Below are 19381 nucleotides of genomic sequence, written 5' to 3' on the forward strand. Positions count from 1 at the left end.
CATTCGTAAAAAGATTCGCTCCCACGAAAAAAAGCCTGAGCCAACGCTCAGACTTTTTTGTTAATCAATTTCTAGGCCACCGGTGTAGAGGCGGTGATAAGTCCCGCGTTCTGCCATCAAGGAAGCGTGGTTGCCTCGCTCGATGATGCGTCCCTTGTCCATGACCATGATCACGTCCGAGTTGACGATGGTTGAGAGACGGTGGGCGATGACAAAGACAGTCCGTCCTGCCATCAGGCGATCCATCCCCTCTTGGACCATCTTCTCTGTCCGTGAATCGATCGAGGAAGTTGCTTCATCAAGGATCAAGACCGGCGCATTGGCCAAGGCAGCACGCGCAATGGCGATCAGCTGACGTTGACCGTTGGATAGACCGGCTCCATCATCGCTCAAGACGGTATCGTAGCCTTGGTCCAAATGTTTGACGAAGGAGTCTACATTGGCAATGCGGGCTGCTTCCAGAATTTCCTCCCGGGTCGCATCTGATCGACCATAGGCGATATTTTCTGCGATGGTTCCAGTGAAGAGATGGGTATCCTGCAAGACGATCCCTAGCGAGCGACGGAGTGAAGCCTTCTCGATCAGCTTCACATCGATCCCATCATAGGTGATAGATCCTGATTGGATATCGTAGAAACGGTTGATCAAGTTGGTAATGGTGGTCTTTCCTGCTCCTGTCGCGCCGACAAAGGCCACTTTTTGCCCCTTGTCCGCATAGAGGTTGATATCGTAGAGGATTTGGTTCTTCTCATTGTAGGAGAAGTCTACATTGGTAAAGACGACATTTCCGACCAGTTTGACCAGTTCGTAGTCGCCGTTTTCCCGAGGGTGTTTCCAAGCCCAGAGGTTGGTCTTCTTATCAGTGATGATCATGCGACCATCGACCTCTTCATAGTTGACCAAGGTGACTTTTCCCTCATCCACTTCGACTTCTTCATCCAAGAGATCGAAAATCCGATCTCCCCCAGCCAGAGCCATGAGGACAAAGTTCAACTGTTGCGATACTTGGGTGATTGGTCCGTTGAAGGAACGGTTGAGCTGGAGAAAGGCCATGAGGCCACCAATGGTGAGCCCACTAATGCCATTCAAGGCGAAGATCCCTCCGACCAGTGAGGTCAAGACGAAGGAGACATTTCCCAGGTTCCCCAAGACAGGCATCAAGACATTGGCATAGCGGTTGGCCTGATAAGAAGATTCAAAGAGTTGGTCATTGATCCGCTCAAAGGCTTCAATGCTCTCTTCTTCATGCACGAAGGCCTTGACCACCTTTTGACCAGACATCATCTCTTCGATAAAGCCATTTTCAATCCCTAGGTTCTTTTGTTGGTCAGCGAAATAGCGACCAGACTTACCAGAGATTTCCTTGATGACATAGGCCATGACTCCGACCATCGAAAGAACGAGAAGGAAAAGGAGAGGGCTGATCATGATCATGCTGACGGCTACACCGATGATGGTGATGGCAGACTGCAAGAGCTGAGGGATAGACTGCTCGATTGCTTGGCGAAGAGCGTCAATATCATTGGTGTAGATTGACATGATATCCCCGTGCTGGTGGGTATCAAAGTACTTGACAGGGAGCTTTTGCATGCGGGCAAAGAGCTGGTTTCGTAGAGAGCGCAGGGTATCCTGAGACACTGTCGACATAATGAGGGAGAAACCATAGTTGGCCAAAACTCCCACCACTCCAATCACAGCCAGTGTCGATAAGAAAGTTAAGAGGGGTCCAAAATCCTTGCTTCCTGAATCCAACATGGGTTGGATGTATTGGTCCACCAAGGCCCGGATAGAGGACGTGATATAGACCGTGGAGAGGGAGGCTGTTACGATGAGGGCAGCTGCTAAAAGAAGGACGAACTTATACTGTTTCCACATATAGTCTAGCAAGCGTACGAGAGAGTCCCAGCTAGCTTTTTTCTTATTCTTCATCTGCTTGTCCTCCTTTCCCTTGGGTTTGCATGTCATAGACTTCACGGTAGATGGCATTGCTCTCGATCAGTTCTTGGTGACTACCGATCGCATCGATCTTCCCATCATTCATGACCACGATCCGATCTGCATCTTGGATAGAAGAGATCCGTTGCCCAATGATGATCTTGGTCGTGTCCTTGAGACTAGTCGCTAGACCTTGACGGATCAGACTATCCGTTTTGGTATCGACAGCTGAGGTCGAATCATCCAAGATCAAGATCTTCGGATTCATCAAGAGAGCGCGGGCGATACAGAGACGTTGGCGCTGACCACCTGAGACATTGGCCCCACCACGTTCGATCATGGTATCATAGCCATCCTTAAAGTTCTGGATAAATTCATCCGCTTGAGCGATCTTACAAACTTCTATGATTTCTTCATCCGTCGCGTTCTTATTTCCCCAGCGCATATTTTCCTTGATGGTACCAGAGAAAAGGACATTGGTCTGAAGCACCATGGCAACTTGCTTGCGCAAATAGTCTAGATCATAGTTTCGCACATCCTGACCAGCTACCTTGACACTACCAGACTCTACATCATAGAGACGAGGGATGAGCTGGACTAGACTAGACTTACCAGAACCAGTCCCCCCAAGGATTCCGATCACTTCACCCGAGCGAATGCTGAGGTTGATATCGGACAAGACATGGGCCTTGTCGCCATTTTCGTCTGTGTAGGCGAAGTTCACATGGTCGAAGGTAATAGATCCATCTGCTACTTCTGTCAGACCATTTTCAGGAGAGACGATGGTTGACTCTGTCCCAAGGACTTCATTGATCCGCTCCACAGATGCCATAGAGATCGAGAGCATGACGAAGATCATCATAAACATCATGAGAGACATGAGGATGGTCATGACATAGGCAAACATAGAGGTCAGCTCACCTGTCGTAAAGCTTCCAGCCACGATGAGTTGGGCACCGATCCAAGAGATCAAGATAAAGGAAGCATACAAGGACAGCATCATGGCTGGACTACTCAAGATCACGATGCGAATGGCCTTCATGAACATGTTGTAGATCAAGCGAGAAGCCTTCTTAAACTTAACCGTCTCTTCTTCTTCCTTGACATAGGACTTGACCACGCGCATGTTGGTGATATTTTCCTGGATGCTATTGTTCAAGTTATCATAGGCCTCGAAGACCTTAGTAAAGAGTGGATAGACAATCTTAGTGATTACACCCAAAACCAGACCCAAGAAAAGAGTGATTCCGACAAAGATCATGGCCATCTGCGGATTGATCAGATAGCTAGCAACAATGGCAAAAATCAAGTTAAGCGGTGCACGCACACAGATCCGGATGACCATCTGATAGGAGTTCTGCACATTGGTCACATCCGTCATCATGCGGGTTACTAGACCACCTGAGGAGAAGCTATCGATGTTTTCAAAGGAGAAGGTTTGGATCTTTTTAAAGATCGCCTTCCGTAGATTCTTAGCAAATCCGGCTGATGCAAAAGCCCCGTAGCGAGCCGACTGCATCCCACAGAAAAGAGAGAGAAAGGCGAAGACCAACATGAGGAGACCATAGGTCAGAACCGTGGTCATATCCCCCTTCTGAACCCCCTTGTCCAGAAGCGTCGCCATGATAAAGGGAATAGAAATCTCAAACATGACCTCAAACACCATATAGAGTGAGGCTAGAACTGAGGGTTTCTTGTATTCCTTGATTTCAGCAATCAATGACTGAAGCATAGATACCTCCTAAAATACTAGTTAGTACAGTTTTCGTTAGCAAGACGTCCATTTCCGAACAAAGAAACAGCTCTTCGGTCTGAAAAGGATCGTTCCTGCACAATAAAGTTAGAGAAACAGAAAGCGCCCTGACAGCGTGACTGTAGGGACGACTTTCGTTATTCATACTATTTAGTATAGAGCAATATGGGAGAAAAATCAAACATTTAGTCATCCTCTCCACCGAATATTCCGATTTAGCTATCTTGAAGGCCAGTTAGCTAAAGTTCTATTTAAACCGTATCTCTATTTACTGGTACTGAGAGATACCAAGCTTAAGAAGCGATCAAAGTAGGTCTTGTTCTTCTTCAAGTTTTTCTTCAGGCTTTGCGCCTCTGCTACTTCATCCGTGATGATTCCATCTACCGGCCGTTGAAGGTAGGCCGTTAACTTTTCTTCGTCATTGATGGTCCAGACATAGAGCTCTTTTTTCATCTCATGGGCCTGGGTTACCAAATCCTCCTGATAAGAAAAGTCTTCAATCGCAAAGAAGTCGACCGAGGTGTTTTCAAATTGTCCAAACTGAATCGGAATGACATAGCCAGTCTTAATCTCCGGAGCTTTCTTCTCCACCTTTTCCATCACCGACAGATCCAAGGACATGGTTGGATAGTCCTTTTCAACTCCCAACTCCTTCATCTTTTGGACGAAGAGATCTACGTAATTCTCTGGTTCTGCACCGTAAGGTTTGAGCTCGACCAAGAGAGGCATCTTCAGCTCCTTGGCCCGGGTGACAAACTCCTCAAAGGAGGGGATATGACTGGTATGACCATCCTGTTGGATCTTCAATCCCTGCACCTCAGCCAGGGTCATATCTTTGACATCCTTGTCCACTCCTGCCAAGCGTTTGAGATTGTAATCATGCATGACGACGAATTGATGGTCCTTGGTCAAGAGGATATCCATCTCGACATAGGAAGCCTTCTCCTTGGCAGCTGCCTCGAGTGCTTCGAGGGAATTCTCTACCCCCTTAGCCACATAGCCACGATGGGCTACGATTTTTACCTGATCATTGACCTCTAAGGTCGCTAAATCAAATGCTGCCATCCCTGACTGAGCCAAGAGGAAAAGAAAGGTCAGGACAAAGAGGCCCTTCATCTTGCGAGAGCCTCGAGTCTTGATGACCGAGCTACTCGGAGCCTCACAGCCATTGTCCAGGATGATTCCCAAGGTTCCCAGTTTAGACATGACAGAAAAGAGGAAAATATAGAGGCGGATCAAGACCAAAAAGATAGTCTGCACCCAGATATGCTGGCCCGTTTTGTCCAGCTGACTAGATGCAAAGACCAGGCCAAGGATCAAGAGAATACCCGTAACAGAAAGGATAAACTCAAAGGAGAAGATCCGCAAAATAAGGCGAATCCCACCTTTTTTGGTCATCTCCCAACTCTTACGCATGGCAGCCCCAAAAGGCAACTCTTCAATCACGATATTGGGTACCGTATAGATGAGACGTAGATTGAGATAAATCAGAAGCAATTGAACTATGAAGAGGCCGATGGCCCCAGCAGTCGTCTTGCTAAACTCCCCTGTGATAAAGTTCGGAATATAGAGACCGTCAGTCAGTGTTGAGCCAATGAAGAGACCCGCTACGGGCAGAGTCAGAACCATATAAAAGAGAAAATGCAACAGGTTCCAACCGCTAAAATCCTTTAAGCGACCAAAAGACTGGCGAAATACCTTTTTAAAAGACAGGTGCTGATCCGTACGAGACAGATAGATCAGGGCGATCATGGTCCGCATCTCCAGCATAAAGAGAAAGGCGAAGACGATGGCAAAGAGAATCAAAGCCACTAGACTCAGAGGATTGGTCAAGGTCGTGAGGATATTGTTCTTGTCAATGTTGGACTCACCCGATAAGAGGAGGGCCAGTTGAAAGACCCAACTCAAGGCCGCAGCTCCTATACCAACCACAAACTGCAAAAGGATCCCCACAGAGATGAAGGACCATTTATTACGCCAGATTAAGTAAAAGGCCCCCTTCAGGTCCTGCCAATAACTCCGTTTCATCTCATTCCCTTTCCTTTCTTTTATTCCCTTAGAATAGCGGAAAAGCCCCTCCCTGTCAATGATTCTACAAGAAAAAGGCTGGGACAAAAGTCCTGGCCTCTCAATTGTCTTTAGATTGTCGAGCAAGACGCAGTAGTTGAGTGGGCTCTACTACGCTGATTTCATCAGCTTTTACAGCCCTACTCAACTGTGCGGAGGTGGGACGACGAAATCGAATTCTAACGAATTACCGATTTCTGTCCCACTCTCTTTTCTATTTATTCAGCTAAGAGCACTTCTTTAATCGTTTGTTTTTGGAGTTTTCTGTTGGATAGATAAAAGAGGCTTTCGTAAACTACAGCAAAACCTATCAAGGTCCAAAAGCACACATTCCCATCAAAGTGATGCTCAATCTTTTCAGGAACCGTATCTTTGATCACACCAATCAAAATTTCCATGATGCCATATTGATAAGCTGTCCCAAGAACAAATCCTAAATAAGCCCAAAAACGATAAGGAGAGAGAATATGACCTTGGCATTCACGATCGGTGTAGCCAAAAGCCTTCATAAGAGCCAAGGTTTCGCGACTTTCAGAGACCACAATCCCCAATGACAAAAAGAGTATCGAGAAAGAAAGGATCAAGCCAATCATGATCATCATGGTTTGGATGATATCATCTGTGTAATCCCTGAGGCCAAAGGACAATTGAACCATGGCCGCAAAACACATAGAGCCAAAGACTACAAAAAACAGTATAGATTTTCTCCCCCAAATCAGCGATGAGGACAGCTCTTTTAGGAAGGCCTTCTCTTTCTTAGGAGTCCTCTTTCTCCTTTGGACCTTGATTGGGATTGGGGACTTTTTCAATAAGCGGAGTGCCGGCGTTTGTAGTTGTCTTCTAGCATAACCAATCGCGAGAAGCATAAAGAAGCTCGTTGGCAGTATCACCAAGGCAAGAAGGAGCTGCCAATGAAAATGAATGGTGATTTCTGGCAGGATCCCCTTCTCATTACGAAAGTCATAAAAATGTCCCATCATAAGAAAAGAAGCGAAATAGCCAAGAAGCGCTCCAGCTCCAAAACTGAGCCCAAAGACCCAAAACCGTTTAGCTAACTGGCCATTGCTGTATCCCAAAGCCTTTAAAATTCCTAATTGTTCCTTGTGGTCATCGACAAATTGTTTGATATAAAAACACATGAGAAGGACCGACGTCAAGGACAAGACAACCCCACTGACCATGGCCACCATCCAGGAAAGCGAAACCTGGGCATCATAATAGGTCTGAATCATGGGATTGGTTTTCGAAATCTCCAACTGTTCGATATCCAGGTAAAAATTCAAGAAGAGATTGGCCACAAAGACCGCACAAGCCCCAATGATGCTGACGACAACTAATTTTCGAATATCTTTTACTGAAAACATGGCTTACCATCCAATCTCATAAGCAGTCTGAGGCTGATCATTGGTCACAACTTCGGTAATCTTGCCACTATTGACTCGAATGATGGTTCTGGCCATATCCGCAATATTTTGGTTGTGCGTCACCATGATGAGGGTAAAGCCCAGCTTTTCCTTCAATTTCCAGATATAGTCTAGAATCTTTCGCCCTGTTTCTTCATCGAGAGCTCCCGTCGGCTCATCTAAGAAGAGTATCTCTGGCTTTTTGGCCAAGGCCCGAGCAATGGAGACTCTCTGCTGTTCCCCACCCGACAATTCACTCGGATACTTGTCTAGCTTATCGCCAAGTCCCAAATCTTCTATGATCTGCAAAAAGTCATGATTGTTTGCCAGGTCAGCTCCCATCTTTACATTTTGTCTAACCGTCAGATTCGGCAATAGATAATACTGCTGGAAAATAAAGGCAATCTTCTCACGTCTAAAAGTTGTCAATTGAGCATCCGTGAGTTGTGATAAATCTTGTCCTTGAATGAGGATATGCCCCTCGTCAACCTTTTCTAAGCCTGATAACACATTTAAGAGAGTTGATTTCCCCGATCCAGAAGGACCGAGGATAACCACATCATCCTGGTCCTGAATCTGCAAATCAATCCCCTTTAAAACCTTGGTTTGGCCGTAACTTTTGTGCACATTTTCTAGTTGAATCATTTCTTTCCTACCATTTCTTTGATGAGAGATTGACAAACCTCTGTCAGTAATCCAATCATTTCTTCCATGCTGAACTGATAAATACCAGAAGCAACCATTGAGGCCATCCCGTGTGAGTAGATAAATAGATGCTGGTACAAGCGACTAGCCTCTTCTACAGTCAAAGGATAGTCTGCAACAATCGAATCCAGAACCAATTGGTAACTATGATCCTTCATGGGGAGAAAATCTTGAAAGCGACGAATCGTATCTTTGCTAGGATTTTGGAAAAGCAACTGAAAGAGTTGGGGTTCTTTTGAGGCGAAAAGGATATAAGCAACCCCGACAGATCGAAAAGGTTTCTCATCTTCTAAGGCCTTGCGAATATACTCCACCACGACCATCTCCGCAGCACCAATAACCTCTGCTTGTAACTCGGACATATTAGCAAATTGCCCAAAAATGACTCTCGGTGTGGCTCCCAGTTTCTCCGCTAATGCTCGAGCAGTTAAACTAGCCATGCCCTCTTCTCTCACCAATTGTAAAGCTATCCCAATGATAGCCTCTTTACTGAATTTAACCTTTGGTGGCATAAGACTCCTTTCACGCAACATTTGTTGCGCAACACTTGTTGCATAAAGAATACCATAAAAAAGAAAGACTTGTCAAGAAAAATCTGAAAACTACAAAACAAAAAACCAGTCCACAGATAAGAGTGGAATCTGGTTTACTAACAAGATTCTAAGGCAAATCATTTCCCGCCGCCAAGTAGATTTGGTACCATTCCTTGCGGGTCAAATTCACCTCTGCTGCTTTCCCTGCTTCAAGGACATGCTGGGGCTTGGTCGTTCCGATGACAGCCTGCATCTTACCCGGATAGCGAAGGACCCAAGCAAGGGCGATAGCTGTCGGTGTAACTTGATATTTCTTCGCCAAGTCAGTAAGGACATGATTGAGAGCCGCAAATTCTTCTTTGCCGACAAAATTCCCCTTGAAATAGCCATGCTGGAGGACAGACCAAGCTTGAATCACCGTATCAGTTAAGCGACAATACTCAAAGACACTGCCATCTCGCACAGCTGCTTTTGGGCCTTCCATGTTGACATGAAAACCAGCTTCAAAGCTCGGTGTAAAGGCTGCACTCAACTGGAGCTGGTTGACCTTGAGAGGTTGTTTGACAGCCGTCTTAAGCAATTCCATCATCATGGGATTTTGATTGGACACCCCAAAATGACGGACCTTGCCCGCTTGCTCCAACTGATCAAAAGCTTCCGCCACCTCTTCAGGCTCCATGAGGGCATCCGGTCGGTGAAGGAGGAGGCTATCCAAGCGCTCGATCTGCAGACGCTCGAGGATGCCATCAACGGAATCCAAAATATAATCTTTGGAAAAATCAAAATAGGTAAAGCCGTCCTTGCGAATCCCACACTTGGACTGGATCCACATCTGGTCCCGAAAATCCGGACGACGCTTGAGAACCTTACCCAGCAGGACCTCACACTGGCCATCGCCATAGATATCTGCTAAGTCAAAGGTGTTGATCCCAATTGACAAGGCTGCCTCCACCAAGGCCTCCACCTCATCTTCACTCAACTGACTGATTCGCATCATCCCAAGGACAATCGTGGACAGACGCTCATTTTCAGCAAACTCAATATAGTTCATGTCCGCCTCCTTTTCATTCTACTTTCATTATAATGTAAAGAAGATCAAACAGCAATGATTTTCGAAAGTCAAAACACCTCCAGCATCTACTGAAGGTGTCTCTTTTAGCGATAGCTCAAGGCTTTTTTAACTGTTTTGACCAAGCCTAGGTCATCCGTTTGTAAGATGAGGCTAGAATAGATTTTTCCAATAATCATAGTGCCGAGGAGCGTGAAGGCCAAGGCGATTCCGAATGAACCCCATGATTCAAGTCCACTTGCATAGCCATTGATCGTACGGAATGGCATGAAGAAGGTTGAAATGAATGGAACGTAAGATCCAATCTTCAATAGTGGGACATCTCCTGCGCTACCCAAGGTAGTCACTCCAAAGAATCCAACCATCACCAACATCATCAGAGGAGAGAGGGCCTTCCCTGTATCTTCAGGACGAGCAACTGTTGAGCCTAAGAAAGCTGAGAGAACCACGTACATGAAGATTCCGAGAATGATAAAGAAGAAGGTATTCAAGGAAATGGATTGTCCAATATGTTGAGTAATAGGAGAGTCTGGTGATAAAATATCTTTCACAAGCGGAATGGAATCTCTAAAGATCCAAACGCCTCCCAAACCTACTGCATAGATACCAATATGGGTAAAAATCACCCCGAATAGACCAATCATACGAGCATAGAAATAGTGAGTTGCGCGAATGCTTGAGAAGACCACTTCCATAATCTTGGTCCCTTTTTCACTGGCTACCTCTTGAGCAGTGATACTTGAATAAAAGATCAGAATCATGTAGAGAAGAAAACCGATTCCTCCAGCTACCATGGTCTGCACCATTTTCAGGCCTTCTTTCTTCTCATCAATTTTTTCAGTCAATGAGACCTGTTGAGAAAGGGCTGTTAACTGCTCTTGGCTTAAGTCTGCCTTAGAAACATTGAGCATTTGTTGGACCTGACTCAATTTTGCCATGACGATTGATTTGAACTCTGGCTTCATGGCATCCTCGCTCTGGTAGCGAGCCTCTAGCTGGCCATTCTTTTCTTCAACTGTGAGGATACCTTTGATCTCTTCCTCTTTCATAGCCTTTTTAGCTGCTGCTTCATCCTTATAGTCAAAGGTCAAGCCATCGGTGTCTTTCAATCCTTCCTTGACAGGAGCTTGATCTGTAATCAAGGCGACGTTGCTTTTAGCAGAGGTAGAAGAGCCAACGAAATAGTTTATTCCGATCGTCAATCCAATGAAGAGAAAGGGAGAAAGGACCATCAGGAAAAAGCTCCATGATTTCACTTGGCGTAAATAAGTTTCTTTGATAACAATCAGCATCTGTTTCATACTTCTACTCCTGATTCTAATTTAAAGATTTCATCAATGGTTGGGGCTTGTTGGTCAAAGGTTGCTAGATAGCGACCCTTGGTCAACTGGTCAAAGAGGTCTGGACCTGCTGTCTCATCATCCAATACCAACTTCCATAGACCTTGCTTGGTCATAGTCACTTTAGTCACATGAGGCAAGTCTTCCAACTCCTCTTTACTGAAGTCATTGGATACGAAGAGACGAGTCTTGCCAAAGCTATTACGAACTTCTTGTACGGGACCTGAAAGAATCACAGATCCATCACGGATCATGACCAACTCATCACAGAGTTCTTCCACATTGGTCATGACATGGTCAGAGAAGATAATGGTCGCACCGCGTTCTTTTTCTTCAAAGATGACCTGCTTGAGGACTTCTGTATTGACAGGATCCAGTCCACTAAAAGGCTCATCTAGGATGATCAATTTTGGCTCATGAATCATGGTAATGATCAATTGCACCTTTTGCTGATTCCCTTTTGAGAGGCTCTTGATCTTATCGGTTAATTTCCCTTTTACTTGGAGTTTTTCCATCCAGATTGGAAGTTTCTCCTTTACCTCAGCTGTTGACATGCCTTTGAGATTGGCAAGGTAACGGACTTGCTCATAGATGGTCAACTTAGGCATGAGGCTCCGCTCTTCTGGCAGGTAACCAATTTCCTTATAGGTTTCTTGACTGATTGCTTTGCCATCCAATTGGATATCGCCACTGTATTCTAGGAAGCGGAGGATACTATGGAAGATGGTGGTCTTCCCTGCTCCGTTCTTCCCGATCAAACCTAAGATGGATCCTTTTTTCGCAGTCAAGTCAATGCCGAACAAGACTTGCTTTTTGCCAAAACTCTTTTCTAAATTTCTGATTTCTAACATAGAAAACTCCTCTACTCTTTATAGTAACGTTTGGTAATCTTGTACTGAGAGACCAAGATATAGATATAAATCAGTGATACAACTACTAATGCTAACAAGATATCTGCCTGGAATGTAATGCCCACTAAGAATATCGCCATTAAGGAAATCGGTAAGACATAATTGCTTAACTTAAAGACAATGTCGAAGTTCTCCTCATAGCAAATTTGTTTCTCTGCCTCATCCATCATGCTCATCATTAATTCACGGACTTCTGCCCCACTAGCATTGCGTGGGATTGCTTTTCCATAAATCTGTTTGAAGGTTTTTCTAAACTGATGTTCCAGTCCAAAAGTAAGAAGGAGCAAAGCAAGGAAAATAAGCGGGATGGTGTATTTCCCAAAAACACCTGTTAGTTTTTCTTCATAGACTAGTTTTTGGCAAGAAAAGAAAATCACTAATAGATAGGGAACAATCATGATGCCTTTGAAAATCGCGGCCAAGTCATAAAGCCTTCTCGTTTGACTTTCATAATGGTAGGCTTCGTCCTCATCTTCTGTCTCCTCTATCATTTGATAAGACTGGCGGGACGACAAGAGATAAGTAGACGCAATTCCGAAGCTCACCAGATATAAAATGATTGACCCTATATAGAGCATATCTCGATCAAATAGCTTTTGGATTTCAATAGGATGATCTGAACCAAAATAACCTGTCAAAAAGCCAATGATTATTCCTAAAAGGATCAAGGCCATGTTTCTCCAAAAACGAAAACGGGCTGACCTTTCTTTATACTTCTTTTTCACTTTTATTCTTCTCCCTCTACTAGACTAAAAACATTCTCCACCGGTTCCTTGAAAATTTGGGCGATGGTGATGGCAATGATAACCGAAGGGGTGTATTCCCCCCGCTCCAAGAGACTGATGGACTGGCGCGAGACCCCTGCTAGCTTGGCTAGCTCGGATTGGTTGAGTCCATCACGCGCCCTCAGCTCTTTCAGTCGATTTTTTAAGATCATGGCTTTCGCCCCCTTATAGTTGAATACCTTGAATATCTTCGATGCGAACTAATTTTGTCTCTCTTTGTTGTTTATTATTCACACGAGTCAGTTTGACCCAATCTTCGTCGATATCCAAAATTTCATACTCGAATCCAACACCACTCACTGTAACAGTGGCCGTTTGGCCTTTTAATTCTTCTAAAATTCTAGACATGTCTTGATTTCCTTTCACTTGTTTTTCTAATCGTCTAATGCGTTTGTTCAACCTTTTAATCTTCTTTTCTGAGCTCGCATAAACCATAATCAGAAAAGGGATAAAAAGAATCCATATGGCTCCCATAAGAAACCTCCCCTTCTTTCAACTAAAATCATTGTAACACTTCTTTTTCTTTTTGACAAGTATATTTGTCAAAAAAATAAAAATATTTGTCAAAAATAGAAGAATGCTTGACATAGATATTTTGAGTACTTAAAGGAATTTCTCTATTTTAATAGGGTTTCAAGGCCTATAACTTGCAAATCCTGTAAGAAAAAAACAGTTGAGAAATTCTCAACTGTTTCATCTTTTTACGATTTAACGCACTTCTGCGTCTACTTTTTCTTCAAGTGATGCTTGGATTTTCTCCATGTAGCGTGCGACTTCTTCGTCGGTCAAGCTATCTTCTGGATTTTGGAAGGTCAAGCTATAAGCCATGGACTTCATTCCGATACCCAGTTTTTCACCTGAGAAGACGTCAAAGAGTTTGATATCTGTCAAACGTTTCACGCCTGCAGCTTGGATGGCATCGACTACCTCTTGGTGAGTCACTTCTGCCTTGAGGAGAAGGGCGATATCACGGCTGACCGCAGGGAACTTCGTAATTTCCACAAAGGCTGCGGCTGGTTGAAGGGCTGCTTCAATAGCTGAAAGGTTAAGCTCAGCCACATAAGTCTCTGGAATATCATAAGCCTTAGCCGTCACAGGGTGTACTTGACCGAGGAAACCAAGAACTTGATCCCCGAGTGAAATCAAGGCTGTACGTCCTGGATGGAGACTAGCTATTTCAGAGGTTGCTGTATAAGTCACTTCAAGACCCAAGCGAGCAAAGAGGGCTTCCAAGATTCCCTTAGCGTAGAAGAAATCAACTGGTGTTGCCGCTGTTTGGAAGTCTTTTTCAGCGACTAAACCTGTCAAGGCAAAGGCAAAGCTGTTGATTTCATTTGGCAATTCTTCTTTTGGATTACCCGTTTGCTCGAAGACTTTTCCGATCTCGTAGAGAGCCAAGTCTTTGTTCTTACGCGCTACGTTGTAGGCAACTGTATCCAAAATACCAGAAACCATATTTTGACGGAGGACTGAACGGTCCACGGTCATTGGCCACATGAGCTCAGTTAAGTTGCTTGGTGCAGTCGTAAATTCAACCGCCTTTTCAGGAGTTGTCAGAGCGTAGGTAATGATCTCAGTCAATCCTGCTCCTTCAGCAATCGTCCGAACTTGACGACGCAATTTTTGTGTCGCAGTCAACTCACCTGCTGTTCCATCGTCTTTTGGAAGGCTAGTTGGCAAGCGGTCATAACCATAGATACGAGCAATTTCTTCAAAGAGATCCGCTTCGATAGTAATATCCCAGCGGCGACGTGGAACGCTGACAGTGAAGCTTTCAGCATTTCCAGAAAGGCCAAAACCAAGGCGACGGAAGACATCTTCGACATCGGCATAAGTAAGATCAGTCCCAAGGACACGGTTAACGTCTGCAAGGGTTGAAGAAACTTCTACATCTGAAGTATCAAGCTGACCTGCTGAAACGATACCCTTACGCACTGTTGCTCCTGCAAGTTCAGCAATCATGCTGGCTGCCGCATCAAGGGCTTCATTGACTGTTGCCACATTGATGCCTTTTTCAAAGCGAGAAGATGATTCAGAACGAAGGTTGAGACGACCACTTGTCTTACGGATAGATTTGCCATTAAAGACAGCAGCTTCAAGGACGATACGAGTAGATTTTTCAGAGATTTCTGTAGCTTGTCCACCCATGACACCTGCAAGGGCTACTGGTTTGTCAGCCACAGTAATGACTAAGTCACTCGTTTCCAACTCACGCTCTTCCCCGTCCAAGGTCACCAATTTTTCACCCGCACGCGCTTCACGCACACGGATATCAGTTCCTTCAAAGGTATCCAAGTCAAAGGCATGCATCGGTTGACCAAAGTAAAGCAGGATGTAGTTGGTCACGTCAACCACATTGTTAATCGGACGGATACCTTCGTTCATGAGAAGATTTTGCAACCATTGTGGACTTGGTGCGATAGTCACATTGTCCAAGATACGAGCCGCATAGTAAGGTGCCTTGTCTGTGTCAATGCTGACAGAAAGAGCGTCTGCTGCAGCTTGGTCTGTTTCTGTTAAACTGAATTCCTTAAAGTTGACTGCCTTGTCATAGATGGCTGCCACTTCATGTGCAACTCCACGCATAGAAAGAGCGTCTGCACGGTTAGGGGTGATGGAAAGTTCGATAATTTCATCATCCAAGTCTAGGTAAGAGAAGACTTCATCCCCTGGCACTGCATCTTGAGGCAAGATTTGAATCCCATCTGCGAATTCCTTCGGTACAACGGAGTCAGAAATGCCCAACTCACCAAGGGAACAGATCATTCCAAGTGACTCTAAGCCACGGATTTTCCCTTTTTTGATCTTGTAGTTGTCCGCAATGCGAGCACCTGGAAGAGCTACCATGACCTTGATGCCAGCGCGCACATTTGGTGCTCCACAGACGATTTGACGGGCTTCTTCTTCACCCACATTGACTTGGCAGACATGCAAGTGTGTTTCTGGCACATCTTCACAAGACAGGACTTCTCCGACGACAATTTTTGAGAGACCAGCAGCGGGTGATTCCACACCTTCTACTTCAATCCCTGTGGTTGACATTTTTTCAGCCAACTCTTGTGATGGCACATCAATGTCCACCAATTCTTTTAACCATTTATAACTAACTAACATATGTAAGATACCAAGGGCTAAGCAGAAATCTAGATATCTTTCCTAGATCTCCATCCACCCTCGTTTTGATCCTTTCATTTTGTGTTTTCCAGCTCGAGGCTGGTTTAGGTAGGTCTAGTAACCTCCCCTTCTCTAGAATAGAAGTTTCTCGTTCCTTCTAGATCAATTTCTTTCTCAACAACCAGTCTGTATCCACGGTATCTCCAGTGATATACTGGTGTTCACTAAATCGTTCAAATCCAAAGCGATAGTAAAAATCTTGCGCCTTAAAGTTGCGTTCCCAGACACCTAGCCAAGCCCACTCAAAGCCACGGTTCTTGGCTTGATCCAGCGCAAAGGTAAACATTTCCTTGCCAAAACCAGCCCCATGCCATTCCTTTTTGACATAGATCCGTTGGATCTCAAAGGCCTTGTCCATCTCTACTGGCTCCGTCTGTGCTTGCCCCCAATTGATCTTGAGAAAACCACAGATTTCTTGTTCTTCATTGAGGACAAAATAGATTTCAGATTCTGGATCTAGCAGATCCTTCTCGATTTGCTCCAAAGAGAGCACGGTAGAGAAGTACTCTTCCAAGTCTTCCTCAACAATATAGGGACCAAAGGTCTCCCGATAGGTTTCCACCTCTAGGTCACGTAAGGTCTGTAATTGATCGATTTTTACTCTAACTAACATGATTATTTAAACTGTTCTGAGAAGCGAACATCTCCTTGATAAAAGCCACGGATATCATTGATTCCATAACGAAGCATGGCTACACGCTCCTGACCAAGTCCAAAGGCGAATCCTGAATAGACTGTCGAATCAATGCCACTCATCTCGAGCACGCGTGGGTGAACCATACCGGCCCCCATGATTTCGATCCAACCTGTCTTCTTACATACATTACATCCCGCTCCACCACATTTGAAGCAAGATACATCGACCTCAACGGATGGCTCGGTGAATGGGAAGTAAGAAGGACGCAGACGGATTTGACGTTCTGCACCAAACATCTTTTGCACGATCAACTGAAGCGTTCCTTGGAGGTCTGCCATAGAAATATTCTTCCCAACGACCAAACCTTCGATTTGATGGAACTGGTGGCTGTGGGTCGCATCATCTGTATCCCGACGGAAGACCCGCCCTGGAGAGATCATCTTCAAAGGCCCCTTGCTAAAGTCATGCGCATCCATAGCACGCGCCTGAACTGGTGATGTGTGGGTCCGAAGCAAGATTTCTTCTGTGATGTAGAAGGTGTCCTGCATATCCCGCGCTGGGTGATCTTTTGGAAGGTTCATGCGTTCAAAGTTGTAGTAGTCTTTTTCGACTTCAAACCCATCGACGACTTGGTAGCCCATCCCGATAAAGATATCTTCGATTTCTTCACTGGTTTGGGTCAAGACATGACGATGACCACTTGCGACTGGACGTCCTGGTAGGGTCACGTCGATACTTTCACTAGCCAATTTAGCTTGGACTTTCTTTTCTTCCAAGAGCTTGGCTGTTTCTTCAAAGGCAGCCGTCAAGACATCACGCGCTTCATTGACGTGTTTTCCGATAACCGGACGCATTTCAGCAGAGACATCTTTCATCCCTTTAAGGATTTCAGTAAGGGAACCTTTTTTCCCAAGGACAGAGACGCGTAACTCTTGCATCTCTTTTTTGTTTTCAGCAGAGATCTGCTTCAAAGCTGCCAGCGTTTCTTCCCGAAGCGCTTTTAGTTGTTCTTCAATCGTTGACATATTTCCTCCATCATGGTCTTCACTCAGACATAGAAAAAACCACGCGCCACACCCACATTCGGAGCGTTGACACGCGGTACCATCCGTCTTTTATCTGAAACTCAGACCTTAATTTCTAAATCCTTGCGCAAGTGAATTCACTCAGCTTTCATGCAAAGAGCTTTCAGTCACGGCTCTTCTCCCTGTTGCACTTCCCTTGAGGTACTAGTCTTGCAGATTTCTATTCAATTACATTCTAGTTTATCAGATTTTTAGTTAAAAAACAAGTTAGATGAGACTAATTTCAATAGACAAAGAAACAAGACGCAGGGCATTATTTATTTGCCTTGTCTGTTTCATCTGCTTTCCTTTTCAATAGAAGAGTTGCTGCTTGGTTAAAACCATCACACCAGTTATACCATTTTGCTTCATACTCATCTTGAGCTAAGATACGATGTTTTAAATCCATAACAGAGTATATCTTTCTTTCCTCGCAAGCTTGCGCATAGAGATGATAGAACTCATCACCACCATCTCTATCAAACTCAGCAGAAATCGTATCCCGACCAGCCAATAAAGCCTGATATGCCCTGTGATGCCCATCTGTAATCAAGAAGCAATTTCCAAACGCAAGAATACTAATTGGATCCACATTGATTATTTCCGCCGACTGATCAAGCATCTGGATATCATGTAACTTCTTTTCTGATAAATATAGTTGGGTCGGATGAAGATCTGTTATTTTGATTTTCAATTCTTTCTCCTCTACCAAGAGTAAAATAAGCTGGTCCTGGGCACTGGTGGACATTTTTAAAGGTCAGGATTTAAAGACCTGCCAAAGCCAAATTCCTCTGCCATTCTTGTTATTCTTTTGTTTTTATTCGATGACTTGTCCAGCTTCTTTCAAGACAGATTCTGGAATGGTAATGCCTAATTCTTCTGCCACTTTTTTGTTGATGACAGATTTACCATCTGTGAAGATTTCGACTGGTGTATCACCTGGTTTTTGACCTTTCAAGATTTTCGCAGCCATTTTACCAGTTGCCACTCCAAGATCGTGTTGGTCGACAACGACTGACCCTAAACCACCAGCTTCGACCATGGCTGTCGCACTTGGGAAGATTGGTTTTTTAGCTGTTTTGTTTGCTTCGACTACCGTTGAGAAGGCTGAAGCGATGGTGTTGTCGATTGGAACCCAGATGGCATCTACTTTACCAGTCATGACAGAAACCGTTGAAGCAATTTCATTTGTAGAAGGTACTGAATAAGGAACTACCTTGTAGCCTGCTTTTTCAGCCAATTTTGTAAATTCTTCTACTTGCGTTTTAGAATTATCTTCACTAGTTGAGTAAAGGACACCGATTGTTTTCACGTTTGGAGTCAACTCTTTGATTAACTTCAACTGTTGTTCCGTTGGGTTGTGGTCAGATACTCCTGTGATATTGCCACCTGGTTTTTTCAAATCTTTGACCAAGTTAGCGCCGACTGGGTCTGTGATAGCACCCATGACGATTGGTTTGTCCTTGGTTGCACTAGCCAAACCTTGAGCAGATGGGGTTGCGATTCCGATCAAAACGTCGTTGTTGTTTTGGACCAATTGCTTACTCATGGTAGCAACCTTGTTTTGGTCCCCTTCTGCATTGAGGAATTCGATCTCAATCTTGTCCTTGTCATAGCCTTCTTCAGCCAAGCCATCTTGAATCCCCTTGTAGATTTCGTCTAGCGATGGGTGGCTGACCAACTGTAAGACACCGACTTTTACCTTTTTAGTTCCATCTGCTTTATTGGCATCATTTTTATTGTTTAACATTGGATAGACTACTGCTACTAAAATAATAGCTAGCAAAGCACCGATCATTCCCAATACACGTTTGTTTTTCATATTTTTCACCTCAATTATTTATTTTTTTCGTTTTTTCGCATCTTTGTTAAAGACTGAGTCGCCATCGTTTCTTCATCTTCTTTTCTCCCTTCTTTTTGAAACAAAAAACACGCCCACACATAGCTATAGCTATGTGAGGACGTGTCATCGCGGTGCCACCTCACTTATGGGAAAATGGATAAA

The 19381-nt window shown here is 44.5% G+C and carries 17 protein-coding genes and 1 other annotated feature (1 of these 18 running past the window's edge); all 17 genes read right to left on the reverse strand.

Features of this window, described 5'->3' with window-relative positions; all coding sequences use genetic code 11:
• Positions 1-60: 60 nt before the first annotated feature.
• The 17 genes from E5S68_RS04515 to trpX all read right to left on the reverse strand — a co-directional run bounded on the left by E5S68_RS04515 (position 61) and on the right by trpX (position 19198).
• Positions 61-1929, reverse strand: coding sequence for an ABC transporter ATP-binding protein (locus E5S68_RS04515; RefSeq protein ID WP_135782528.1), 1869 nt, complete (start codon positions 1927-1929; stop codon positions 61-63).
• Entirely contained in the window at positions 1919-3667 is a 1749-nt protein-coding gene (locus tag E5S68_RS04520) for an ABC transporter ATP-binding protein (protein ID WP_135782529.1), read from the reverse strand. The genes E5S68_RS04515 and E5S68_RS04520 overlap by 11 nt, the downstream gene beginning before the upstream one ends.
• A gap of 285 nt (positions 3668-3952) precedes the next feature.
• Positions 3953-5716, reverse strand: a complete 1764-nt coding sequence (locus E5S68_RS04525) for a glycerophosphoryl diester phosphodiesterase membrane domain-containing protein (RefSeq protein ID WP_135782530.1) — start codon at positions 5714-5716, stop codon at positions 3953-3955.
• Between the two features lie 257 nt (positions 5717-5973).
• Complete coding sequence (locus E5S68_RS04535) at positions 5974-7119, reverse strand: FtsX-like permease family protein (protein WP_048789190.1); 1146 nt, start codon at positions 7117-7119, stop codon at positions 5974-5976.
• Between the two features lie 3 nt (positions 7120-7122).
• Complete coding sequence (locus E5S68_RS04540; RefSeq protein WP_048789191.1) at positions 7123-7803, reverse strand: ABC transporter ATP-binding protein; 681 nt, start codon at positions 7801-7803, stop codon at positions 7123-7125.
• Complete coding sequence (locus E5S68_RS04545) at positions 7800-8375, reverse strand: TetR/AcrR family transcriptional regulator (protein ID WP_048789192.1); 576 nt, start codon at positions 8373-8375, stop codon at positions 7800-7802. The genes E5S68_RS04540 and E5S68_RS04545 overlap by 4 nt, the downstream gene beginning before the upstream one ends.
• Positions 8376-8523: 148 nt before the next feature.
• Positions 8524-9447 (reverse strand): aldo/keto reductase, encoded by a 924-nt coding sequence (locus tag E5S68_RS04550; RefSeq protein WP_135782531.1) that lies wholly within the window; start codon positions 9445-9447, stop codon positions 8524-8526.
• Between the two features lie 104 nt (positions 9448-9551).
• Positions 9552-10766 (reverse strand): ABC transporter permease, encoded by a 1215-nt coding sequence (locus tag E5S68_RS04555; protein WP_135782532.1) that lies wholly within the window; start codon positions 10764-10766, stop codon positions 9552-9554.
• Positions 10763-11656, reverse strand: a complete 894-nt coding sequence (locus E5S68_RS04560) for an ABC transporter ATP-binding protein (RefSeq protein WP_125335951.1) — start codon at positions 11654-11656, stop codon at positions 10763-10765. Before E5S68_RS04560 ends, E5S68_RS04555 begins: the two co-directional genes overlap by 4 nt.
• A gap of 11 nt (positions 11657-11667) precedes the next feature.
• Positions 11668-12441 (reverse strand): DUF3169 family protein, encoded by a 774-nt coding sequence (locus tag E5S68_RS04565; protein WP_135782533.1) that lies wholly within the window; start codon positions 12439-12441, stop codon positions 11668-11670.
• Positions 12442-12443: 2 nt separating this feature from the next.
• The gene (locus tag E5S68_RS04570; RefSeq protein ID WP_003002675.1) at positions 12444-12653 is read right to left on the reverse strand and encodes a helix-turn-helix transcriptional regulator; all 210 of its coding nucleotides are present in this window, start codon (positions 12651-12653) and stop codon (positions 12444-12446) included.
• A 13-nt stretch (positions 12654-12666) separates the two neighbouring features.
• The gene (locus tag E5S68_RS10840; RefSeq protein ID WP_061455075.1) at positions 12667-12975 is read right to left on the reverse strand and encodes a hypothetical protein; all 309 of its coding nucleotides are present in this window, start codon (positions 12973-12975) and stop codon (positions 12667-12669) included.
• A gap of 234 nt (positions 12976-13209) precedes the next feature.
• Positions 13210-15615 carry a phenylalanine--tRNA ligase subunit beta gene (pheT, locus tag E5S68_RS04580; RefSeq protein WP_135782534.1) on the reverse strand — a complete coding sequence of 802 codons (2406 nt, stop codon included), beginning with the start codon at positions 15613-15615 and terminating at the stop codon, positions 13210-13212.
• A gap of 157 nt (positions 15616-15772) precedes the next feature.
• Positions 15773-16288, reverse strand: a complete 516-nt coding sequence (locus tag E5S68_RS04585; RefSeq protein ID WP_135782535.1) for a GNAT family N-acetyltransferase — start codon at positions 16286-16288, stop codon at positions 15773-15775.
• A 2-nt stretch (positions 16289-16290) separates the two neighbouring features.
• A complete protein-coding gene (gene pheS / locus E5S68_RS04590; RefSeq protein WP_023023788.1) occupies positions 16291-17337 on the reverse strand; it encodes a phenylalanine--tRNA ligase subunit alpha in 1047 nt (348 codons plus the stop codon).
• Positions 17338-17650: 313 nt separating this feature from the next.
• Positions 17651-18070, reverse strand: coding sequence for a chromosome partitioning protein ParB (locus E5S68_RS04595; RefSeq protein ID WP_135782536.1), 420 nt, complete (start codon positions 18068-18070; stop codon positions 17651-17653).
• Positions 18071-18193: 123 nt separating this feature from the next.
• Positions 18194-19198, reverse strand: a complete 1005-nt coding sequence (gene trpX, locus E5S68_RS04600; protein ID WP_135782537.1) for a tryptophan ABC transporter substrate-binding protein — start codon at positions 19196-19198, stop codon at positions 18194-18196.
• 132 nt (positions 19199-19330) lie between these two features.
• Positions 19331-19381: a binding site (T-box leader), on the reverse strand; it runs 184 nt beyond the window's last position.

This window comes from Streptococcus rubneri (assembly GCF_004785935.1).
Taxonomy (GTDB): domain Bacteria; phylum Bacillota; class Bacilli; order Lactobacillales; family Streptococcaceae; genus Streptococcus; species Streptococcus rubneri.

What these genes read in the sequence shown, in the direction of transcription:
- E5S68_RS04515 (WP_135782528.1), bottom strand. Translation starts at nt 1,929, where the DNA reads ATGAAGAATAAGAAAAAAGCTAGCTGGGACTCTCTCGTACGCTTGCTA.
- E5S68_RS04520 (WP_135782529.1), bottom strand. Translation starts at nt 3,667, where the DNA reads ATGCTTCAGTCATTGATTGCTGAAATCAAGGAATACAAGAAACCCTCA.
- E5S68_RS04525 (WP_135782530.1), bottom strand. Translation starts at nt 5,716, where the DNA reads ATGAAACGGAGTTATTGGCAGGACCTGAAGGGGGCCTTTTACTTAATC.
- E5S68_RS04535 (WP_048789190.1), bottom strand. Translation starts at nt 7,119, where the DNA reads ATGTTTTCAGTAAAAGATATTCGAAAATTAGTTGTCGTCAGCATCATT.
- E5S68_RS04540 (WP_048789191.1), bottom strand. Translation starts at nt 7,803, where the DNA reads ATGATTCAACTAGAAAATGTGCACAAAAGTTACGGCCAAACCAAGGTT.
- E5S68_RS04545 (WP_048789192.1), bottom strand. Translation starts at nt 8,375, where the DNA reads ATGCCACCAAAGGTTAAATTCAGTAAAGAGGCTATCATTGGGATAGCT.
- E5S68_RS04550 (WP_135782531.1), bottom strand. Translation starts at nt 9,447, where the DNA reads ATGAACTATATTGAGTTTGCTGAAAATGAGCGTCTGTCCACGATTGTC.
- E5S68_RS04555 (WP_135782532.1), bottom strand. Translation starts at nt 10,766, where the DNA reads ATGAAACAGATGCTGATTGTTATCAAAGAAACTTATTTACGCCAAGTG.
- E5S68_RS04560 (WP_125335951.1), bottom strand. Translation starts at nt 11,656, where the DNA reads ATGTTAGAAATCAGAAATTTAGAAAAGAGTTTTGGCAAAAAGCAAGTC.
- E5S68_RS04570 (WP_003002675.1), bottom strand. Translation starts at nt 12,653, where the DNA reads ATGATCTTAAAAAATCGACTGAAAGAGCTGAGGGCGCGTGATGGACTC.
- E5S68_RS10840 (WP_061455075.1), bottom strand. Translation starts at nt 12,975, where the DNA reads ATGGGAGCCATATGGATTCTTTTTATCCCTTTTCTGATTATGGTTTAT.
- pheT (WP_135782534.1), bottom strand. Translation starts at nt 15,615, where the DNA reads ATGTTAGTTAGTTATAAATGGTTAAAAGAATTGGTGGACATTGATGTG.
- E5S68_RS04585 (WP_135782535.1), bottom strand. Translation starts at nt 16,288, where the DNA reads ATGTTAGTTAGAGTAAAAATCGATCAATTACAGACCTTACGTGACCTA.
- pheS (WP_023023788.1), bottom strand. Translation starts at nt 17,337, where the DNA reads ATGTCAACGATTGAAGAACAACTAAAAGCGCTTCGGGAAGAAACGCTG.
- trpX (WP_135782537.1), bottom strand. Translation starts at nt 19,198, where the DNA reads ATGAAAAACAAACGTGTATTGGGAATGATCGGTGCTTTGCTAGCTATT.